The sequence below is a fragment of the Streptomyces sp. NPDC031497 genome, assembly GCF_055580905.1.
Map to the genome: position 1 here is coordinate 189,533 of NZ_JBVIKO010000017.1, position 17,932 is coordinate 207,464.

Below are 17,932 nucleotides of genomic sequence, written 5' to 3' on the forward strand. Positions count from 1 at the left end.
GACGGCGGAAAAAAACTTCGGCCGCACCGATGAGTTCGCTCTCCTCCCGCGGTCACCACCCGGAACCGACCGTCGTACAGGAGGGCCCATGTCGCTTCCGGAGATCGTCTCGCGTGAGCGGTGGCGGGCCGCGCGCGAGGAGTTACTGCTGAAGGAAGAGGCGCTCACGCGTGCGCGGGACGTGCTCAACGCCGAACGGCGCCGGCTCCCGATGGTCGAGGTGGACCCCGAGTACGTGTTCGAGGGCGGTGACGGCAAGGTCACCCTGCTCGACCTCTTCGAGGGGCTGGCCCAACTGATCGTCTACCACTTCATGTTCGCCCCGGAGTGGGAGGCCGGCTGTCCCAACTGCTCCGCGTTCCTGGACCAGATCGGCCACCTCGCCCATCTGCGGGCGCGCGGCACCTCGTTCGCGGTGGTGTCCCGGGCGCCGTTCACCAGGATCCTGCCCTTCAAGGCGCGGATGGGCTGGACCCTGCCCTGGTACTCCTCCCACCACAGCGACTTCAACCGCGACTTCGGGGCGACCCTCGTGGTCGACGACGAAGCGGTCGAACGGCCCGGGATCAGCTGCTTCCTGCGGGAACACGACCGGGTCTTCCACACCTACTCTGCCCGCGACCGCGGCCTCGACGGCCTCGGCTCGACCAGTTCCCTGCTCGACCTGACGGCACTCGGCCGGGTGCCCGCGGGCAGCGACCGGGTGCGCTATCACGACGAGTACGAGGACTGACACAAGCAGTCACGAAAGTGGCCGAAAGTCAACGGACTCTCACCCTCCGCGCCGGTGACGTGTCGGCTATGTCTCAGTACCGTCACCAGGCGAGCCATTCGTGTTCTCCAGAGCGTTAACTCCTACACGTACGACGCACTTCTGGAGGTGCAGGATGGTGAACGGGCGAACCGTGCTCGAACGCTTTCCCGCAGGCGGACCGCGAGGATCATGGCCGGCGGAGGAGTTCGCGCACGCGCGGCGGCTCGAAGGCATGCCCGCGGAGGTCGTGATGGACCTGGCGACGGACACGTTCCTGGTCATCGTGCGCGGCGGCGACGGAGCCCGGGCCTAACCCGCCTTGCGGGCGGGCACCTTGGCCGTGAACTGGTCCGCCTGGAGCGCGTACAGCTCCGCGTAGACCCCGCCGCTCGCCAGGAGTTCGTCGGGGGTCCCGGACTCCACGACGCGGCCCTGGTCGAGGACGTGCACCAGATCGGCGTGGCGGACCGACGCCAGCCGGTGCGTGATCAGTACGACGGTCTGCCCGCTGCCCGCCAGCGCGCGGATCTTCTCGAAGACCTCCAGCTCGGCCCGGGCGTCCAGGGCGGCCGTCGGCTCGTCCACGATCAGGATGCGCCCGCGCCGGTAGGCGGCCCGCGCGATGCCCAGCCGCTGCCACTGACCGCCGGACAGTTCGTGTCCGCCGCTGAAGTTGCGGGCCAGCAGGGTGTCCAGGCCGCGCGGCAGGTCCTCGACCACCTCCTCCGCACCCGCCTCCGAGACCGACCTGGCGAGCCGCTCCTCGGTGAGCGGCGCCGACGAGCGGCCGACGGCCACGTTGACCTTGGCGGTGAAGGGCCAGCGCTTGAAGTCCTGGGCCACCATCGCGATGCGCTCGGCGAGCCGGTGCCGGTCGGCGCGCGCCGCGTCGACGCCGTCCCACAGGATGCGGCCCCGGTCCGGCTGGTAGAGCCCGGCCAGCAGCTTGACCAGGGTGGTCTTGCCGGAGCCGTTCTCGCCGACCAGGGCGACGATCCGGCCGAGCGGGAGGGCGAGGGTGACGTCGTCCAGGGCGGGCCGGGTGGCATCACCCGGATAGGTGAACGTGACGTTCTCGAAGCGGATCTCCCGCGGATCCTCCGGGAGCGGGTCCCCGCCGATCGGGATCGCCCGCTCGGCCGCCTCGACGTACAGCCGCTCCAGATCGCCCACGAACAGCGCCTCCTCGTGCAGCGTGTTGACCTCCAGCACCAGCGTGTTGAGGCTCGCCGAGCCGGTGCGGATCGCGATCACCGCCGTACCGGCCACCGACAGGGCCATCGCCCCGCTGAGCAGCAGCGCGCCCAGCGTCGCGTACGTCGCGACGGTCGCCAGGCCGGTCCAGGCCGCCGCGATCAGGCCGGTACGGGCGGCGAGCCGGGCCAGCCGGGCCTGCTCCGCCTCCGCCGTCTCCGACATCGCGCGGAAGTGCCGCAGCAGGAAGGGGCCGACCCCGTGCACCCGGATCTCCGGCGCCGCCTCCGGCTCGGTGAGCAGGGCGCTGATCAGATGGCCGGCGCGGGCGTGCTGGACCCAGGTGTGGAACGACTCGTAGCGGCGCCGGGCGTTGGTCAGGGCGCCCCAGGCGCTCGGGATCGTCATGGTGATCAGCAGCGGCAGCAGGGCCGGGTGCAGCACGGTCAGCACACCGGCCGCCGCGATCAGCGAGATCATCGCGTTCACCACGCGGGTGCCGTACATGATCATGCGGCGGGCGGAGGAGGCGCCGTACTGCGCGGTGTCCAGCAGCTTGTGGAAGGTGTGGTCCTCGATCGCGGCCAGCTCGACGGCCGCCGCGCGCTCCAGGTACATCTCGGTCGCCACCCGCTCGACCTTGGGTTCCAGGCGGCCCGTCGCGTAGGTGGACGCGGCTCGCAGCAGGGCCGCCAGGAACAGCACGGCGGCCATGATCACCAGGGCGGGGGCGGCGCCGCGCAGCCGTTCCTCGATGGTCCCGGTGCCGATCAGCCGGCCCAGCACGCTGTTCACGGCCAGCAGGCTCACGGCCTGGGTCACGCCGACGGCCACCTGCGCGGCCAGCACCACGCGCGCGGCGCCGGCGTCCGCCTGGCGGGCCAGCCGCAGGCTGGACATGAGCATGCCGGGCAGACGGGTGAGCATCGCGCGGAGGTCCAGCTCCAGGAAGGCGTCCCCGTGCTGGTTCCATCCCATGTCGTAGCGGAGCGGCCCTCCGAACAGCAGCCGCTCAGAGTCCGACACCTCGGACGCCGCCGTGTCCTGCCTCTTCGTCACCGAGTTCCTCCCCAGGGCCGTCGATGAACGGCCACTATCGCTGCCACGGCGCCCGCTGAGCAGGGCGTGCGACGGGGCTCGCGGGGCGCGGGGGAGCGCGCCAGGGGTGCGGGCGAGGCCGGAGCGGACCGGAGACGCACCGAACAGCCGAGCCGGCCCTTGCCCTGAACGGCCGAGCGGGTCCTCGGGCCGAGTGGCTGAGCGGGTCTTTGCCGCGGAGGGCTGAGTCGGTCTTCGTGCCGGACGGCTGAGCTGGTCCTCGGTTCGGGCGGCCGAGTGGTTCCTTGCGCCGGAGGGGTGAGTCGGTCTTCGTGCCGGACGGCTGAGCTGGTCCTCGGTTCGAGCGGTCGATTGGTTCCTCGCTCCGGACGGCCGAGCCGGTCCTCGCGTCGGACGGCCGAGCCGGTCTTCCGTCGGTCGGTGTCACGCCCCTGTCGACCGAAGCCGCGCAGCGGTCACGCAGCGGTCACGCGCTGAGTGGGCGGGACCACTCCGGTGTCGTCCCCGTCACCCGGCACAGGGCGAGGTAGAGCGGTATCGGCGGGGTGTACGGCACCGTGCCCGCGGGGCGGTGGATCAGCCGGGCGGCGCCGGGCAGCGGGGCCCCCGGGCTGTAGTGGGCCGGGGCAGGCCAGCCGAGGGCGTAGTCGGAGTCCGACGGGACGATCCACCACCAGTGCGTGCCGTCGGCGTACACACAGCCCACCCGCGGCAGCCGGGGTACCACCAGCGGCCCGAGACGCGCCGGTACGGCCACGGCGTCGCAGCCCAGCGGCGTCGTCATGCCCTCGGGCACCGGGAGCCGGTGGGCACCGTCCTCGACCGTCGGCCGCCGACCACGCTGCAGCCGGACCAGGGTGTCGAGGCCCAGCGACCGGCCGGAACCGGGGACGCCGTTCACGCCTGCCTCCGCCCGGGCACCGGGCGCAGCGCCGCCTCCGACTGCCCCTCTTCCCCGGAACCGGGCGAGGGACGGTGGACCGGGCTGTGCGCGGGCCCGTGCGACGGGTCGCGCGAGGGCCCGCGGGACGAGCCACGCGACGGGCCCGGGTCGGGGCGGGCGCCCCACCCCAGGTCGTTGCGGGGTTCGGCGGTGTCCTGGACGGCATCGGTCTGGCGCGGCAGCTCCGCCCAGACCAGCAGCCCGGGACCATGCTCCTGAGCCCCCCACGCCTGACACAGAGCCTCGACGAGGAGCAACCCCCTCCCGTGCTCCTCGTCCGGACGCTGCGGGGACGGGTGGGGCTCGTCGGGTGCACAGCCCTCGTCATGCACGGCTATCCGCACCGTGTCGTCGTGGTCGTGCAACTCGCACACCACGCGACTGCTCGCGGTGTGCACGATCGCGTTGGTGACCAACTCGGATATGACGAGTACGGCGGTGTCACAGGTGTCCGCGCAGACCGACCAGCCGGTCAGCCGGGCACGCACCAGGCGTCTCGCCTGGGCGGGGGAACCCGGATGAGCGGCCAACTCGAACCGGAACCGGCGCTCGGCAGCGCCCCTACCAGGGGCGACAACCGCGGCGGCGCCGAGACCGAGACGGTCGCCGACGGCGTCTGTTCCTAAGGGCGCGGACGGAATCACGCTTGCCACTATCGCCCCGCCGTGAACACTTGGCAAGAGTCACTCTGAAAAATGCAGAGTGCTGTGTGACGCGGTGAAGGGCCGTGGCACACTGCTCGCAACAGCATGTCGAGCGGCGCCAGTTGGGATCAGTGAGGATCCGGCGGACCGATCCGGCCAATGCGATCGATGCGAATCAACCGGGAGTTTCCGGTTGTTTTGGTCAATTCGGTCACTCTGTCGGCCTGGTCGTTCCGCCGGAGCCTCGAATGAGTCTTCGAATGGCGCCGCTGGGCTGTCAGCATGCCGCTGACACCTGTAGCCGGGTGACACCTGTATGTGGCGGCGGCTGTGCCGCCGACGCGCACAAGTGGCCGTCCGGTCAGGGAACTTCGTGGAGGTGGAGCGTGAGCGAGCCGCGGTCCGCGCCGACCGTGGGCCAGGTGGTCCTCGGCAGGCGCCTCCTTGACCTGCGCGAACGTGCCGGGCTCAAGCGCGAGGAGGCCGCCCGTGTGCTCCGCGTGGCGCCCGCCACCGTCCGCCGTATGGAGATGGCCGAGGTCGCCCTCAAGATCCCGTACCTCCAACTGCTCCTGAAGGCCTACGGGGTGACCGACGACGAGGCCGACGTCTTCGTCCGGCTCGCCGAGGAGGCCAACCAGCCCGGCTGGTGGCAGCGGTTCCACGACATCCTGCCGGGCTGGTTCTCCATGTACGTCAGCCTGGAGGGCGCGGCGAGCCTGATCCGTTCCTACGAGCCGCACTTCGTGCCCGGGCTGCTGCAGACCGAGGACTACGCGCGCGGGGTGCTGAAGTCGGGAGCCGTCGGCCAGACCCAGCCGGAGGAGATCGAGCGCCATGTCGCGCTGCGCAGGCAACGCCAGGATCTGCTCACCCGCGCTGACGCCCCCCGCTTCTGGGCCGTGATGGACGAGACCGCCCTGCGCCGCCCGGTCGGGGGCCCGGAGGTGATGCGCGCGCAGATCGACCGGCTGCTAGAGGTCACGAAGCTGCCCAATGTGACGCTCCAGGTCGCCCCGTTCGAGAGCGGGCCGCACCCGGGGACCTACGGGCCCTTCGTGCTGTTCCGATTCGCCATGCCCGAACTGCCGGACATGGTCTACAGCGAGTACCTGACCGGCGCCGTCTACCTGGACGCGCGTACCGAGGTGGCGACCCACCTCGAGGTCATGGACCGCATGGCGGCGCAGGCCGCTACGGCACAACGCACGAAGGAGATCCTCCGGGATCTCCGCAAGGAGCTGTGAATGGATCGCATCAAACCCCAGTCCGGACCACGGAACCGCACCGAACGGATCTACAACGGCATGCCCGCCCGGGAACTGGGCAGCGAGGGCTGGCACAAGCCGTGGAGCGGCGGCAACGGCGGCAACTGCCTGGAGGCGATGAAGCTGGCCGACGGCCGGATAGCCGTCCGCCAGTCGACCGACCCCGACGGACCGGCGCTGATCTACACCACGGACGAGATGACGGCCTTCATCGAGGGCGCCAAAGCGGGGGAGGCCGACTTCCTGCTCTCCTGAAGCTGCTCCTGTTTTCTTGTTCAACTTCTTTGTAATGGTGCTGAATTGATCATCGACCGTGTCAGACGCTTACGGAGAGCCTCGTGATCGACACCAGCAAGGCGCATCCCGCGCGGATGTACGACTGGTATCTCGGCGGAAAGGACAACTACCCGGTCGACGAGGAGATGGGCAGGCAGATGCTGGCCCTCGACCCGCGGGTGCCGGTGATGGCCAGGGTCAACCGCGCCTTCATGCACCGCTCCACCCGATGGCTGGCCGAGCAGGGCGTACGGCAGTTCCTGGACATCGGCACGGGCATCCCGACCGAGCCCAACCTGCATCAGATCGCCCAGGGCGTCGCGCCCGAGTCCCGGGTCGTCTACTGCGACAACGACCCGCTCGTGCTGGCCCACGCGGCTGCCCTGCTGCGCGGCACGCCCGAGGGCGCGACGGAGTACCTCCAGGCCGACGTGCGCGACCCGGCGGCGATCGTCGCCGGCGCGCGCGAGATCCTGGACCTTGACCGCCCGGTCGCGCTGTCGCTCGTCGCCCTGCTCCACTTCGTCCCCGACGAGGACGGGGCGCACGAACTGGTCGGCCGGCTGCTCGCCGAGCTGCCGTCCGGCAGCTACCTGACGATGACCCATGCCACCGCCGACTTCACCCCGGAGGAGTCGGCGGCGGCCACCGCGAAACTCAAAGCCGCGGGAGTCACCCTGGCGCTGCGCTCCCGGGAGGAGTTCGGCCACTTCTTCGACGGACTGGACCTGGTCGACCCCGGCGTCTCGGTGGTCCATCACTGGCATCCGGAACTGGGTGAGCCGGTACCGGGACAGGACGACGGGGTGATTCCGGGGTACGGGGCGGTGGGGCGCAAGCCGTAACGGCGTCTTCGGCCCGGGGCAGAGCCACGACCACAGGCGCCGGGGCGCGTCCACCGGCCGGCTGACGGCCACCACCGGGAACGGCGGCTGCCGCATCCGGCCGGGGCCGAGGCTCAGCCGGTAATGGATCTGTTCGATCGACGGCGGTCCGACCGCGAGATCGCGCCGGACCGCTGCCCCGGGCGACTGCTGCCCGGTCCCCACGAGATACGTGGCCGCCGTCGTCCCGGTCCCTCCGACCCCGGCGCCGCAGCGCACGAACACCCGCCCCGGCGCGTCCGCGACGACGCCCAGGAGCCGCTGGGCCCGGGAGGCACCGGGAGCCCGGCGCCGGCGGCCCGGGCGAGGTTGGCGGCCTTGGAACCGGCACGCGGGGGAAGCGCGGCGAGTGGCCGGTCCAGCGGTACGGCGACGGACTCCTGCGCCTCGACCAGCCCATGACGTTCGTCGAGCGTCGTCATCAACACCCTCCTGGACCGACCGCCAACAGGAGGGGACGCGCGGGGGTGGCCCTGCGCCTGACGGCGGAACGACGGAGGGGGCGCTCCACGACGACCCACTCCCGGCCGGTCGCGGCATGCCTGTGAAAGCCGTCATCCCACCGGCATCGAACCCCAAGCCGCTCGCAGTCCGCTTTCCGGCCCACCGGGAAGGGATTTCGTGCGCCGGGCGGAGAGCACGCCCCAGCGCTCCTCCTCCGGCAGTACTCCCGCCTCCTCCAGGGGACCTAGAACCCCGCATCCCGCCCCTCGTCTACACGGACATCGGCCGGTCGTACGGCGATATCGGCGCCGGCAGCTGCGAACTCCCCGTCAGGTAGCGGTCGACGGCCGCCGCCACCGCACGCCCCTCCGCGATCGCCCAGACGATCAGCGACTGCCCGCGCGCCGCGTCCCCGGCGGCGAACACACCGGGCACGTTCGTGGTGAACTCCGTATCCCGGGCGATCGTCCCGCGCGGCTCCATGTCCACCCCCAGCTGGTCGATGAGCCCGTCCTCCCGGTCGGGACCCGAGAAACCGAGCGCGAGCAGCACCATGTCGGCGGGCAGCGTGCGACCGGTCCCGTGCACCGGCTGCCGCGCCGCGTCCACCTCCGTCAGGTGCAGCGACCGCACATGCCCGCTCGCGTCGCCGGTGAAGCGGAGCGTCGACGCCGCGAACAACCGCGCGTCCGCGTGCGCGTCCGGCGCCGTCTCCAGGTCCCGCGCCTCCTCGTGCGCCGCCGACAGCCGGTAGATCTTCGGATACGTCGGCCAGGGCTCGACGTCCTCGTCCCGCTCCGCTCCCGGCTGCGCGTAGATGTCCAGCTGGGTCACCGACGCGGCCCGCTCCCGCACCGCCGTCCCCAGACAGTCCGCCCCCGTGTCACCCCCGCCCACGATCACCACATGCCTGCCGGCCGCCGACATCGGCGACCGGGCCAGATCCCCCTCGCCCACCCGGTTGGACAGCGGCAGATATTCCATCGCCTGGTGTATCCCGTCCAACTCCCGGCCCGGCACCGGAAGTTCCCGCCACGCCGTCGCCCCGGTCGCGATCACCACCGCGTCGTACCGCGCCCGCAGCTCCGCCGCCCCGATGTCCCGCCCCACCGCCACCGACGTACGGAACTTCGTCCCTTCGGCCCGCATCTGCCCCAGCCGCCGCTCCAGATGGTGCTTCTCCATCTTGAAACTGGGGATGCCATAGCGCATCAGCCCGCCCAGCCGGTCGTCCTTCTCGTACACGGCGACGGTGTGACCGGCCCGGGTCAGCTGCTGCGCCGCCGCGAGCCCGGTCGGACCGGACCCGATCACCGCCACGGTCCGACCGGACAGCCGTTCCGGGGGCCGCGGCGAGGCGAACCCCTCCGCCCAGGCCCGGTCGGCGATGGCGCACTCGACGTTCTTGATCGTGACCGCCGGCTGGTTGATCGCGAGCACGCACCCCGCCTCGCACGGCGCCGGACACAACCTCCCCGTGAACTCGGGGAAGTTGTTCGTCGCGTGCAGCCGGTCGCCCGCCGCCCGCCAGTCCTCGCGCGACACCAGGTCGTTCCATTCGGGGATCAGGTTGCCCAGCGGACACGCGTCGTGGCAGAACGGCACCCCGCAGTCCATGCAGCGGTCCGCCTGCTTGCTGATGATGGGCAGCAGCGCGCCGGGGACGTACACCTCGTCCCAGTCCCGGACCCGCTCCTCGACCAGCCGCCGCGGCCACTCCTCCCGTGGCGTGGTCATGAAACCCTTGGGATCGGCCATGGTCGACTTCCTCGTGTGCGATTGCCCCAGGCCGTGCGTCATCGGGCGGTGCTCTTTCGGCCACGATACGTCCGCTCGGATGCGCCCGCAGAGTGGCTGGCAGCGCCTTCTGCCGGGGCTTCCTCAGGCGATCGCCAGCCGGGAGCCAGCCGGGAGCCAGCCAGGGGTCAGCCAGGGGCCAGACGGAGGTCAGCCGGGCGTCAGTTTTCTCCCATGCCTCCCTCAGGACAGGGCCAGTACATAGACGACCGCCGCCGCGGCCGACGCGAGGGTGCGCACATGGTTCCACCGCGTCCACTCACGCACATACGCCGGCCAGTAGGAGGCGGCCTCCGGGGTGCCCGGATCCAGCCCGGCCAGCGCCTCGTTCCGGGGCACGTTCGCCACCAGGGTCAGCCCGAACGAACCGAACAGATACAGCGCGCTGCCCAGCAGCAGCTCCGTCTTCCCGTCGTCCGGCCACACCACGAACGTCACCACCGCGATCATCGCGCACAGCACCGCCGACCCGGCGAACACCAGCATGAACGCGGTGGTCACCGCGGCCCGGTTGATCGCCTTCATCGCGGCGACCCCCTGCGCCGGCGGCAACGCGGCCAGCCCACGCATCACAAACGTCGAGAATCCGCAGAACACCCCCGCCACCAGCCCGGTCCCCAGTACCCCCAGCAGGACCAGTACGTAATTCGGCCCGTCGATCACGATCACCACACTCACTCTCGCCCCTCGCCTCGGACACCGCCGCCACTCAAGTCCATGCCCACGCCCGCCCTGCCTCCTACCCGCGCTGCCCTGCCCTGCCCGGTCTCCGTAGGTCAGCTGCCCGCCCGGCCTCCACCGGTCAGCTCGTTCTGCCTCTGCCCGGTGTCAGCCGGTCAGGCGGATCTCCACCCCGGCCTCCCACTCCCGCAACACCGCCTCCACCGTCCTCGCGATCCGCCGCCGCGCCTCGTACCGTGGCACCCCGCTCATCAGCAGCTGGTCGTACGGCGTGTCCACATGCCGTACCCCCGCCACCACCGCCGAGACCACCGCCCCCTCCGTCAGCGCCCGCCCGGCCGCGGTCCGCCCCACCCGCCCGCTGCCCCGCAGCGAGGCGTGCGTCGCGATCGCCCGGGCCCGCTCCACCGGGCAGCCCGGGAACAGGCGCAGGATCTCCGCCGCGAAGGCCGCCGTGAACCGGACATCCTCCGCCGCCCGCCGCTTCGCTTCCCGCGCCCGGCGCCGCCGCCGCGCCTCGGCATCGGCCAGACACCGCGTCTCGGCCCGGGCCAGCGCGGCCTCCTCGACGAGGACGCCCTGCCGCTCGTACCGGCTCCTGCGCCGGTTGAACCGCACCACCACCGCCGAGAGCGTGCTCTCCTCCCGCGACCGCCGGGTCAGCGCGGTGTCCCCGCGCGGCAGGAACACCAGATGCCCGAGATCGGCACACTCCAGACACCGCGGCGCCCCATCCTCCAGCACCAGCAACGACAACGGCCCTTGCCGACAGGCCGCACACCGTTTGTGCCGAAGGGGCTGCACCACCAGAAGTCCACCGAGGTGAGGGGGAGTTGCGAGGCGCGTCATATGCGGTTCTTTCCCCTTTCGGACGAGGTATCCCACGTGCGTACGGCGGCGGCCGCACGACCGGCGGTTCGGCCGGGAGCGGGGGCACGACCCGGTCGCCGTGGGCCGTACCCGCGACTCAGGGCATCGGGCATCTTGACGCACCTCGCTGGGGTGCCCCGGCCCCGGCACGTCCGCAGCCCCGCCCACGCGGCATCATGACCCCGTGCGACTCGAAGCGATCACCTGGGACCGGCTCGCCGAGCGCCTTGCCGAGCGACTGGCCGAGCTCAAGCCCGCCGACGGGGGCGCCTGGCCGCGTGTCGCCCTCGACGGTGCCCCGGCCGCCCGGCCCGGGGACCTCGCGGAACGCGTCGCGGAGGCGTTGCGCCTGCGGGGCCGGCCTTCGGTCGTCGTGGGCGCCGAGGGCTTTCTGCGCCCCGCCTCGCTGCGTCTGGAACACGGTCGCCGCGACGCGGAGTCGTACTACGGCGGCTGGTTCGACACCAACGCCCTGTGGCGGGAGGTCTTCGGTCCCCTCGACCCCGGCGGGACCGGACGTGTCCTGCCCGACCTGTGGGACCCGGCCACCGACCGAGCCACCCGCAGCCCCTACGTCCACCTCCCGCCCGGTGGCCTCCTGTTGCTGCACGGACCGCTTCTGCTGCGGCACTGGTTCCCGTTCGACCTGACCGTCCACCTCCTGCTGTCCCCCGGCGCCCTGCGCCGCCGTACCCCCGAGTCCGAGCACTGGACCCTCCCCGCCTTCGAGCGCTACGAAGCCGAGAGCGACCCCGCCGGCACGGCCGACGTCCTGGTCCGTGCCGACGACCCGCGGCATCCGGCATGGAGCGGCTGAGCCACCCGCGACGGGCCCGGCGATCCGCCCGCGGCGGCCGGTCCGGCGAACCGCCTTCGTGGGGACCCGTGGCGGCCGCGGGGTCGTGGGGGTCGGTGCTGCCGGTCGTGGGGCTCAGAGCCAGCCGTTGCGCCGGAAGCCCCGGTACAGCACCAGACAGGCCAGGGATATGACGCCGATGACGAGCGGGTAGCCGAACCGCCAGTGCAGCTCCGGCATGTGATCGAAGTTCATGCCGTACACCCCGCACACCATCGTCGGCACGGCGATCACCGCGGCCCAGGCCGTGATCTTCCGCATGTCCTCGTTCTGAGCGACCGTCACCTGCGCAAGATGCGCCTGGAGAATGGAGTTGAGCAGTTCGTCGAAGGACGCGATCTGCTCCTTGGCCCGCATCAGATGGTCGAGCACGTCCCGGAAGTAGGCCTGTATCTCCGGGGCGATCACCCGTATCGGCCGGGTGGTCAGCTCCTCCATGGGCCTGCCCAGCGGCACCACCGCCCGCTTCAGCTCCAGAAGTTCACGCTTCATCTGGTAGATCCGCCCCGGATCGGCCCGCGCCCCGTTCTCCGCGAACACGTCCGCCTCGACCTGGTCGATGTCGGCCTGCACCGCGTCCGTGACGTTCAGATAGTCGTCGACCACATGGTCCGCGATCGCGTGCAGCACCGCAGCCGGTCCCTTGGCGAGCTGGCTCGGCGTAGCCTCCAGCTCCTCGCGCAGCGGCCCCAGCGAGCCGTGCCGGCCGTGCCGTACCGTGATCACGAACTCCTCGCCGACGAACACCATGATCTCGCCGGTGTTCACCACCTCGCTGGTCGCCGTCAGCTTCTCGTGCTCGACGTAACACACGGTCTTGAACACCGCGAACAGCGTCTCGCCGTACCGCTCCACCTTGGGGCGCTGATGGGCCTCGACCGCGTCCTCCACGGCCAGCGGGTGCAGGTCGAACAACTCGGCGATGCCCGCGAACTCGCTGTCCGTCGGCTCGTGCAGCCCCAGCCAGACGAACCCCTCGCCCTTCTTGCGCACCCGCTCCACGGCGGAGTACAGATCGCTGCACTCCGGGACCCGCACACCCTCCTCGTACGTCACGCAGTTGACCACCGAGGAGCCCAGCGGCGACCGCGCGTGATGGTTCAGGTCGACGCGGGGCCGCCGTCGGGCCAGCCGCGCCACCTTGCGCAGGCCGCCGGCCCTGCCCAGCTCTGTGACCTTCCGCAGATTCCCCGCCATCGTCATCCGGATCTCCTTGCATGGATCCCTTCGCGCAACGCTTTCGCGCCCTGCCGGGCAAGTCTGCCAGCCCGGCGTGAGACACGGGTAAGCCTGTGGGAGCAGCCGGTTCCGGTTGGTTCCCGCCTGTGGACAACCCGGTCTCGCGAGGCCTGTTCGCCTCCGCGCACCGGCCGGCCACGAGTTGCCCGTGCGCGGCGGACGCACTCCCGCCGTCCCTGAGTCTCGACCGGACCGGAGGCCTGACCGTCCCGGACAACCCGGGCAACTGGGATGATCGCTTCATGACACAAGCCGACGGATATCTCCTGGACAACCGCCAGAGCGAGGCCGGACAGCGCTTCGACGCCTTCGCCGCCCTCTTCGACCCCACCACCTTCCGGCACCTCGAGGCGTTCGGTCTCGGACCGGGCCGGCGCTGCTGGGAGGTCGGGGCCGGCGGTACCTCGGTGGTGTCCTGGCTGGCCGGGAAGGTCGGACCGACCGGCCAGGTCGTCGCCACCGACATCGACACCTCGCTGCTCGCCACGGCCGCCCACGCACCGGTCGAGGTCCGCACCCACGACGTCGGCGCCGAGGAGCCTCCGGGTGAGGGCTTCGATGTGGTGCATGCCCGGCTCGTCCTGGTCCACGTCCCAGACCGGGAACGGGCGTTGCGCTCCATGATCAAGGCCCTGCGCCCCGGCGGGCGGCTGCTGATCGAGGACGCCGACCCCGCCCTCCAGCCTCTGACCTGCCCCTACGAGTACGGTCCCGAGCAGCGGCTCGCCAACCGCCTGCGCCAGGGTTTCCGCAAGCTCCTCGCCGAACGCGGCGCCGATCTGTCCTACGGCCGCAAACTCCCGCGGCTGCTGCGCGAGGCCGGGCTGCACCACGTGGAGGCCGACGCCTACTTCCCCGTCGCCTCGCCCGCCTGCACCGCCCTGGAGTCGGCCACGGTCCGGCAGATCCGCGGTCGGCTCGTCACCGCGGGGCTGGCCACCGACGAGGAGATCGACCAGCACCTCGCCAACGTGGCGGCAGGCACCATGGACCTCGCCACGGCCCCGATGATCTCTGCATGGGGCCGCAAGGAGTAGACCCCGGGCAAAGGGCCGGGCAAAGGCGCCTGCCCGCCGATTCCGTCGCGGTGCCGTGTCAGCCGTGGACGGGCGGTCTGGCCCCCACACGTTCCACCGCCCTCGCGCCCGCCCGGCAGCCCCGCGCCGCCGCTTCCCCGGGAGCCGCGCCGGCCACCAACGCGGCGAGGAACGCCCCGGTGAAGGCGTCACCGGCGCCCGTGGTGTCCCGGGGCGTCGCCGGTTCGGCCGGAACCCGCGCGAGGACGCCGCCCCCCTCGGCGACCAGCGCACCGTCCGCCCCCGCCTTGGCCACCACCAGCGGCACACGGCGGCTCAACTCGGCCGCCGCGTCCGCCGGATCGTGCAGTCCCGTCAGCAGGCAGGCCTCGTCCCGGCTCGGCAGCAGGACGTCCACGCCCTCGACGAGCGTCAGGAAGCGGTCCACGCCCAGCGTCACGAGGAACCCGGCCGACGCCGGATCCAGGCTCACCGGCACGCCACGCGCGCGTGCCGACGCCAGGGCCACCGCCACCAGCGCCCGGCTCGGCTCGGAGAACAGCAGATAACCCGACAGATGCAGCCGGGCGACCCCGTCGAGCAGCGCGTCCGACCAGTCGGCGGGCTCCAGCCGCAGCGACGCCCCGCTGTCCGTGAGAAAGGTGCGCTCGGCCGAGTCGCCGTTGTCGACCAGGCAGATGACCGTCCCCGTCGCGGCCTCGGGGTCCACCACGAGCCGTGGCCGCACCCCGGCCGCGAGCAGCTCCCGCTCGTGCCACTCGGCCGCGTCCGCACCGACCCGGCCCAGCAGCCGGACGTCCGCACAGCCCGTACGGGCGGCCCAGCAGGCCACGTTCGCGCCCGCCCCGCCGGGCACGGTCCGGATCACGGCGGCCGTGTCCGTGCCGGTCGCGAGCGGACCCCGGTGGCGCGCGACGACATCGGTGACGACGTCCCCGACGACCAGCAGCGCGCCCTCTCGGGCCGCCATCACCCCCTGGCCCACGCCGACGCGATCCGCGCCGCCAGCCGTACGTTGCCGCGCACGGCCGCCAGGTTGGCCTCCAGCGAGGCGCCGTCCGTGTGCCGGACCAGATAGCCGAGCAGGAACGGCGTGACCGCCTGACCGGTGATCCCCTCCGCGTCGCACGCGTGCAGCGCGTCCGCGAGCACACGCGCGTGCAGCACGGGATCGAGCTGCTCCGCCTCCGGGACCGGGTTCGCGACGATCAGCGATGTGTCCACCGCGTCGAGCGCATCCTGTGCCCGCATGACCTCCGCGACCTGCGCCGGGGTCTCCAGCGTCCAGTCGACCGGATACCCGGAGTCGGACAGATAGAAGCCGGGAAAGCGGTCCGTGCCGTAACCGGCCACCGCCACGCCCAGGGTCTCCAGACGCTGCAGGGTCGCCGGCACGTCCAGGATCGACTTCACGCCGGCACACACCACGGTGATCCGGGTGCGCGCCAGCAGACCCAGATCGGCGGACTCGTCCTGGGTCACCGTCCACTCCCGGTGCACCCCGCCGAGACCGCCCGTCGCGAACACCCGGATGCCGGCCAGCGCCGCCAGCTGTGCCGTCGCGGACACGGTGGTCGCCCCGCTGGCCCCCGCCGCCACGGCGAGCGGGAGGTCGCGGTGGCCCAGCTTGCGGATCCCGTCCTCGTTGGCGACCCGCTCCAACTGGTCCTTGGCCAGGCCGACATGGGGCCGCCCGTCCAGCACGGCGATGGTCGCGGGCACGGCACCCTCGTGCCGTACCGCCTCTTCCAGCTCCAGCGCCACCTGGAGGTTGCGCGGGCGCGGCAGCCCGTGCGCGATGATCGTGGACTCCAGGGCCACCACTGCCCGGCCCGCGCCGAGCGCCTCACGGACCTCTTCCGACATCACCAGCACCACGCGCCTGCCTCCTGTCCGTCGGTCTTCCCTCATCTCTGGCGGGCGGCACACCCGGCTAAACGCTTGCGGCCTGTGCCGGACGCCACCAGCCTGGGCCGCATGACGCATCACATGGCACGTCTGGACCATGTCGTCCTCTGGGTCGCGGATCCGGTCGCCGCGGCCGGCTTCTACGAGCGCATGCTCGGCCTGGAGCCGATGCGGGTCGTCGAGTTCACCGCGGGAGAGGTGTCCTTCCCCTCCGTACGCGTCAACGAGGAGACGATTCTCGACCTGGCGCCGCACACCCTCGCCGCACACATGCCCGCGCTCCCCGGTACCGCCGACAGCACGGGCCACCCGGTGAACCACGTCTGCCTGTGCCTGGCGTCCGACGCGTTCGACGCCCTGCGCACCCGCCTCGCCGAGCATGCCGTCCCCATGACCGACATCGGCCATGACTCCTTCGGTGCCCGCGGGAAGGCCCCGCGCAACTTCTACTTCCGCGACCCGGACGGCAATGTCGTCGAGGCCCGGCACTACGACTGACCGCGGACTGACCGCCGCTCCCGCCGAGGCGCCTCAGAACAGCGGCTCCGGCAGGACGCCCTCCAGGGCGAGCAGCTTCCGCTTGGTCTCCAGACCGCCGCCGAACCCGCCGATGCCGCCGTCGCTCTCCACCACCCGGTGACACGGCACGACGACCGGCAGCGGATTGGCTCCCATCGCCGCGCCCACCGCCTGCGCCCCGCCGGGCTGCCCGACCCGCCCGGCCAGATCGCCGTATCCGACCACGCTGCCGTAAGGGACGCCGACGGCCAGTTCGCGCAGCACCTGCCGGTTGAAGCCGGAGATCAGCGACCAGTCCAGCGGCAGGTCGAAATCCTGCCGCTCGCCCGCGAAGTAAGCCCGCAGCTGGCGTATCGCCTCGGCCAGCACCGGCGCCGCGGCATCCTCGACGGGCTCGGCACCCAGCCGGGCCGCCAGCCGCTCCAGACTCCGCTCCCGCACCGCGTCCGTGGCGTGGAAGACCACGGTGACCAGGCCCTCGCGGGTCGCAGCCAGCAGCAGCGGACCGATGTCGGTGCTCACGACGGCCCACACCACCCGCTGCTCGTACTGCCCTTCGCTGTCCATGCGACCCACCGTACGACCCGCCACTGACAACGCCGCCCGCCCGCCCCCGCTCAGCTCGCACGCAGCGCGGCCCGGACCACGTCCGGCTTGTTGGTGATGATCCCGTCGACGCCGTAGCCGACGGCCTTCCAGGTGGTGGCCGCGTCGTTCACCGTCCAGGTGAAGACACGCAGCGGCCTGCCGTGCGGGCCGTCGAACGAGTGCACGGAGGCCACGTAACCGGCGGAGATCGACCCCACCGACGGGTTGATCAGATCCGTGAAGCGCGCGTACCCGTCCAGGGATGTCACGGGCGGTGTGCCGAGGTAGCCGGTCGTCACGGCGGGCCTGAGAGCATGCACGACGCGCAGGCTGTCCGCACTGAAGCTCTGCACGACGATCCGGCCGAGGTGCGGTCGGTCCAGCCAGCCCTCGTTTCCCAGCAGCTTGACGATCTGCTGTTCGATGCCCGGGTACAGCTCCGGGTTCTTGATCTCCAGGAGCAGTTTCTCGTGATTGTGCTCGATCCTGCGCATGTACTGCGCCAGCGTGGGCACGCGCGTGCCTGTGTACGAGGGGGAGAACCAGCTGCCCGCGTCCAGCCGGGCGATCTCCGCGGCGGTGAAGTCCTTCACCTTCCAGGGCGCCCGGCCGGGGAAGACCTGTTCGGCGTTCGTGGTGCGCGCGAGGCGGTCGTCGTGGAGGACGACCAGTCGGCCGTCCTTGGTGCGCTGGACGTCGTTCTCGACCCAGCTGAAGCCGAGCGCGGCCGCCTTGTCGACGGCGGCCAGCGTGTTCTCGGGCGCGTAGGCGGAGGCGCCCCGGTGGGCGAGCACCGTGGGCTCGCGTGCGTCGCCGGCCCGGGCGGCGGGCACAGGGCTGAGCAGGGCGGCCGTGCCCAGCAGCGCGGTGGTCGTGGCGGCGACGGCACGCGCGTGCATGCGTACTCCTCACGTCGGGCGAATACGGACAGCACAAGAGTGACAGCAGGGAGTCAACGGCGGCCGGGTACC

19 protein-coding genes are annotated in these 17,932 nt (G+C 71.9%); 8 read left to right on the forward strand and 11 right to left on the reverse strand.

The annotated features are described in order from the left end of the window. Nucleotides 1–88: 88 nt before the first annotated feature. Together ACZ5K7_RS30960 and ACZ5K7_RS30965 are read left to right on the forward strand one after the other, a co-directional pair. Entirely contained in the window at nt 89–733 is a 645-nt protein-coding gene (locus ACZ5K7_RS30960) for a DUF899 domain-containing protein (protein WP_468918331.1), read from the forward strand. A 154-nt stretch (nt 734–887) separates the two neighbouring features. Then, complete coding sequence (locus tag ACZ5K7_RS30965) at nt 888–1,067, forward strand: hypothetical protein (RefSeq protein WP_351694993.1); 180 nt, start codon at nt 888–890, stop codon at nt 1,065–1,067. Here the strand turns inward: ACZ5K7_RS30965 and ACZ5K7_RS30970 are convergent. From ACZ5K7_RS30970 to ACZ5K7_RS30980, 3 genes are all read right to left on the reverse strand, one after another. Next, on the reverse strand, nt 1,064–2,926 hold the full coding sequence (locus tag ACZ5K7_RS30970; protein ID WP_468918425.1) for an ABC transporter ATP-binding protein: 1,863 nt from the start codon (nt 2,924–2,926) through the stop codon (nt 1,064–1,066). The genes ACZ5K7_RS30965 and ACZ5K7_RS30970 overlap by 4 nt on opposite strands. A gap of 547 nt (nt 2,927–3,473) precedes the next feature. Next, nucleotides 3,474–3,908, reverse strand: a complete 435-nt coding sequence (locus ACZ5K7_RS30975; protein ID WP_468918334.1) for a hypothetical protein — start codon at nt 3,906–3,908, stop codon at nt 3,474–3,476. Beyond that, nucleotides 3,905–4,480: an ATP-binding protein gene (locus ACZ5K7_RS30980; protein WP_351694989.1), complete on the reverse strand. Its 576-nt coding sequence runs from the start codon at nt 4,478–4,480 to the stop codon at nt 3,905–3,907. The genes ACZ5K7_RS30975 and ACZ5K7_RS30980 overlap by 4 nt, the downstream gene beginning before the upstream one ends. Nucleotides 4,481–4,980: 500 nt before the next feature. On the opposite strand from ACZ5K7_RS30980, the gene ACZ5K7_RS30985 reads away from it, so the two are divergent. From ACZ5K7_RS30985 to ACZ5K7_RS30995, 3 genes are all read left to right on the forward strand, one after another. Beyond that, the gene (locus tag ACZ5K7_RS30985) at nt 4,981–5,841 is read left to right on the forward strand and encodes a helix-turn-helix domain-containing protein (protein WP_351694987.1); all 861 of its coding nucleotides are present in this window, start codon (nt 4,981–4,983) and stop codon (nt 5,839–5,841) included. After that, a complete protein-coding gene (locus tag ACZ5K7_RS30990) occupies nt 5,842–6,117 on the forward strand; it encodes a DUF397 domain-containing protein (protein WP_089100964.1) in 276 nt (91 codons plus the stop codon). Between the two features lie 83 nt (nt 6,118–6,200). Beyond that, nucleotides 6,201–6,983, forward strand: coding sequence for an SAM-dependent methyltransferase (locus tag ACZ5K7_RS30995; protein ID WP_468918338.1), 783 nt, complete (start codon nt 6,201–6,203; stop codon nt 6,981–6,983). Between the two features lie 753 nt (nt 6,984–7,736). Here ACZ5K7_RS30995 and ACZ5K7_RS31000 read toward each other — a convergent pair. From ACZ5K7_RS31000 to ACZ5K7_RS31010, 3 genes are all read right to left on the reverse strand, one after another. After that, entirely contained in the window at nt 7,737–9,224 is a 1,488-nt protein-coding gene (locus ACZ5K7_RS31000) for a glutamate synthase subunit beta (protein WP_468918341.1), read from the reverse strand. A gap of 222 nt (nt 9,225–9,446) precedes the next feature. Then, a complete protein-coding gene (locus ACZ5K7_RS31005; protein WP_351695444.1) occupies nt 9,447–9,926 on the reverse strand; it encodes an anthrone oxygenase family protein in 480 nt (159 codons plus the stop codon). Nucleotides 9,927–10,091: 165 nt separating this feature from the next. After that, nucleotides 10,092–10,793 carry a DUF2293 domain-containing protein gene (locus tag ACZ5K7_RS31010; RefSeq protein ID WP_351694981.1) on the reverse strand — a complete coding sequence of 234 codons (702 nt, stop codon included), beginning with the start codon at nt 10,791–10,793 and terminating at the stop codon, nt 10,092–10,094. A 205-nt stretch (nt 10,794–10,998) separates the two neighbouring features. Here ACZ5K7_RS31010 and ACZ5K7_RS31015 point away from each other — a divergent pair, with 205 nt between their 5' ends. Beyond that, entirely contained in the window at nt 10,999–11,631 is a 633-nt protein-coding gene (locus ACZ5K7_RS31015; protein WP_351694979.1) for a nucleoside/nucleotide kinase family protein, read from the forward strand. 114 nt (nt 11,632–11,745) lie between these two features. On the opposite strand, the gene corA is transcribed toward ACZ5K7_RS31015, so the two are convergent. Next, nucleotides 11,746–12,873, reverse strand: coding sequence for a magnesium/cobalt transporter CorA (corA, locus tag ACZ5K7_RS31020; protein WP_351694977.1), 1,128 nt, complete (start codon nt 12,871–12,873; stop codon nt 11,746–11,748). A gap of 278 nt (nt 12,874–13,151) precedes the next feature. On the opposite strand from corA, the gene ACZ5K7_RS31025 reads away from it, so the two are divergent. Continuing rightward, on the forward strand, nt 13,152–13,946 hold the full coding sequence (locus ACZ5K7_RS31025) for a methyltransferase domain-containing protein (RefSeq protein ID WP_468918345.1): 795 nt from the start codon (nt 13,152–13,154) through the stop codon (nt 13,944–13,946). A gap of 58 nt (nt 13,947–14,004) precedes the next feature. On the opposite strand, the gene ACZ5K7_RS31030 is transcribed toward ACZ5K7_RS31025, so the two are convergent. Both ACZ5K7_RS31030 and ACZ5K7_RS31035 read right to left on the reverse strand, forming a co-directional pair. Then, on the reverse strand, nt 14,005–14,916 hold the full coding sequence (locus tag ACZ5K7_RS31030; protein WP_468918348.1) for a carbohydrate kinase family protein: 912 nt from the start codon (nt 14,914–14,916) through the stop codon (nt 14,005–14,007). Continuing rightward, complete coding sequence (locus ACZ5K7_RS31035) at nt 14,916–15,824, reverse strand: pseudouridine-5'-phosphate glycosidase (RefSeq protein WP_468918350.1); 909 nt, start codon at nt 15,822–15,824, stop codon at nt 14,916–14,918. The genes ACZ5K7_RS31030 and ACZ5K7_RS31035 overlap by 1 nt, the downstream gene beginning before the upstream one ends. A 99-nt stretch (nt 15,825–15,923) precedes the next feature. Here ACZ5K7_RS31035 and ACZ5K7_RS31040 point away from each other — a divergent pair, with 99 nt between their 5' ends. Then, a complete protein-coding gene (locus ACZ5K7_RS31040; protein WP_468918353.1) occupies nt 15,924–16,352 on the forward strand; it encodes a VOC family protein in 429 nt (142 codons plus the stop codon). Between the two features lie 33 nt (nt 16,353–16,385). On the opposite strand, the gene ACZ5K7_RS31045 is transcribed toward ACZ5K7_RS31040, so the two are convergent. Together ACZ5K7_RS31045 and ACZ5K7_RS31050 are read right to left on the reverse strand one after the other, a co-directional pair. Continuing rightward, nucleotides 16,386–16,940 (reverse strand): methylated-DNA--[protein]-cysteine S-methyltransferase, encoded by a 555-nt coding sequence (locus ACZ5K7_RS31045; protein WP_468918356.1) that lies wholly within the window; start codon nt 16,938–16,940, stop codon nt 16,386–16,388. Nucleotides 16,941–16,990: 50 nt separating this feature from the next. Further along, nucleotides 16,991–17,860: a glycerophosphodiester phosphodiesterase gene (locus ACZ5K7_RS31050; RefSeq protein ID WP_468918358.1), complete on the reverse strand. Its 870-nt coding sequence runs from the start codon at nt 17,858–17,860 to the stop codon at nt 16,991–16,993. Nucleotides 17,861–17,932 lie beyond the last annotated feature (72 nt).

Coding starts and splice junctions, on each gene's coding strand:
- ACZ5K7_RS30965 (WP_351694993.1), top strand. CDS start 888: ATGGTGAACGGGCGAACCGTGCTCGAACGCTTTCCCGCAGGCGGACCG.
- ACZ5K7_RS31010 (WP_351694981.1), bottom strand. CDS start 10,793: ATGACGCGCCTCGCAACTCCCCCTCACCTCGGTGGACTTCTGGTGGTG.
- corA (WP_351694977.1), bottom strand. CDS start 12,873: ATGACGATGGCGGGGAATCTGCGGAAGGTCACAGAGCTGGGCAGGGCC.
- ACZ5K7_RS30990 (WP_089100964.1), top strand. CDS start 5,842: ATGGATCGCATCAAACCCCAGTCCGGACCACGGAACCGCACCGAACGG.
- ACZ5K7_RS31045 (WP_468918356.1), bottom strand. CDS start 16,940: ATGGACAGCGAAGGGCAGTACGAGCAGCGGGTGGTGTGGGCCGTCGTG.
- ACZ5K7_RS30970 (WP_468918425.1), bottom strand. CDS start 2,926: ATGGGATGGAACCAGCACGGGGACGCCTTCCTGGAGCTGGACCTCCGC.
- ACZ5K7_RS31000 (WP_468918341.1), bottom strand. CDS start 9,224: ATGGCCGATCCCAAGGGTTTCATGACCACGCCACGGGAGGAGTGGCCG.
- ACZ5K7_RS30960 (WP_468918331.1), top strand. CDS start 89: ATGTCGCTTCCGGAGATCGTCTCGCGTGAGCGGTGGCGGGCCGCGCGC.
- ACZ5K7_RS31050 (WP_468918358.1), bottom strand. CDS start 17,860: ATGCACGCGCGTGCCGTCGCCGCCACGACCACCGCGCTGCTGGGCACG.
- ACZ5K7_RS31030 (WP_468918348.1), bottom strand. CDS start 14,916: ATGGCGGCCCGAGAGGGCGCGCTGCTGGTCGTCGGGGACGTCGTCACC.
- ACZ5K7_RS31025 (WP_468918345.1), top strand. CDS start 13,152: ATGACACAAGCCGACGGATATCTCCTGGACAACCGCCAGAGCGAGGCC.
- ACZ5K7_RS31040 (WP_468918353.1), top strand. CDS start 15,924: ATGACGCATCACATGGCACGTCTGGACCATGTCGTCCTCTGGGTCGCG.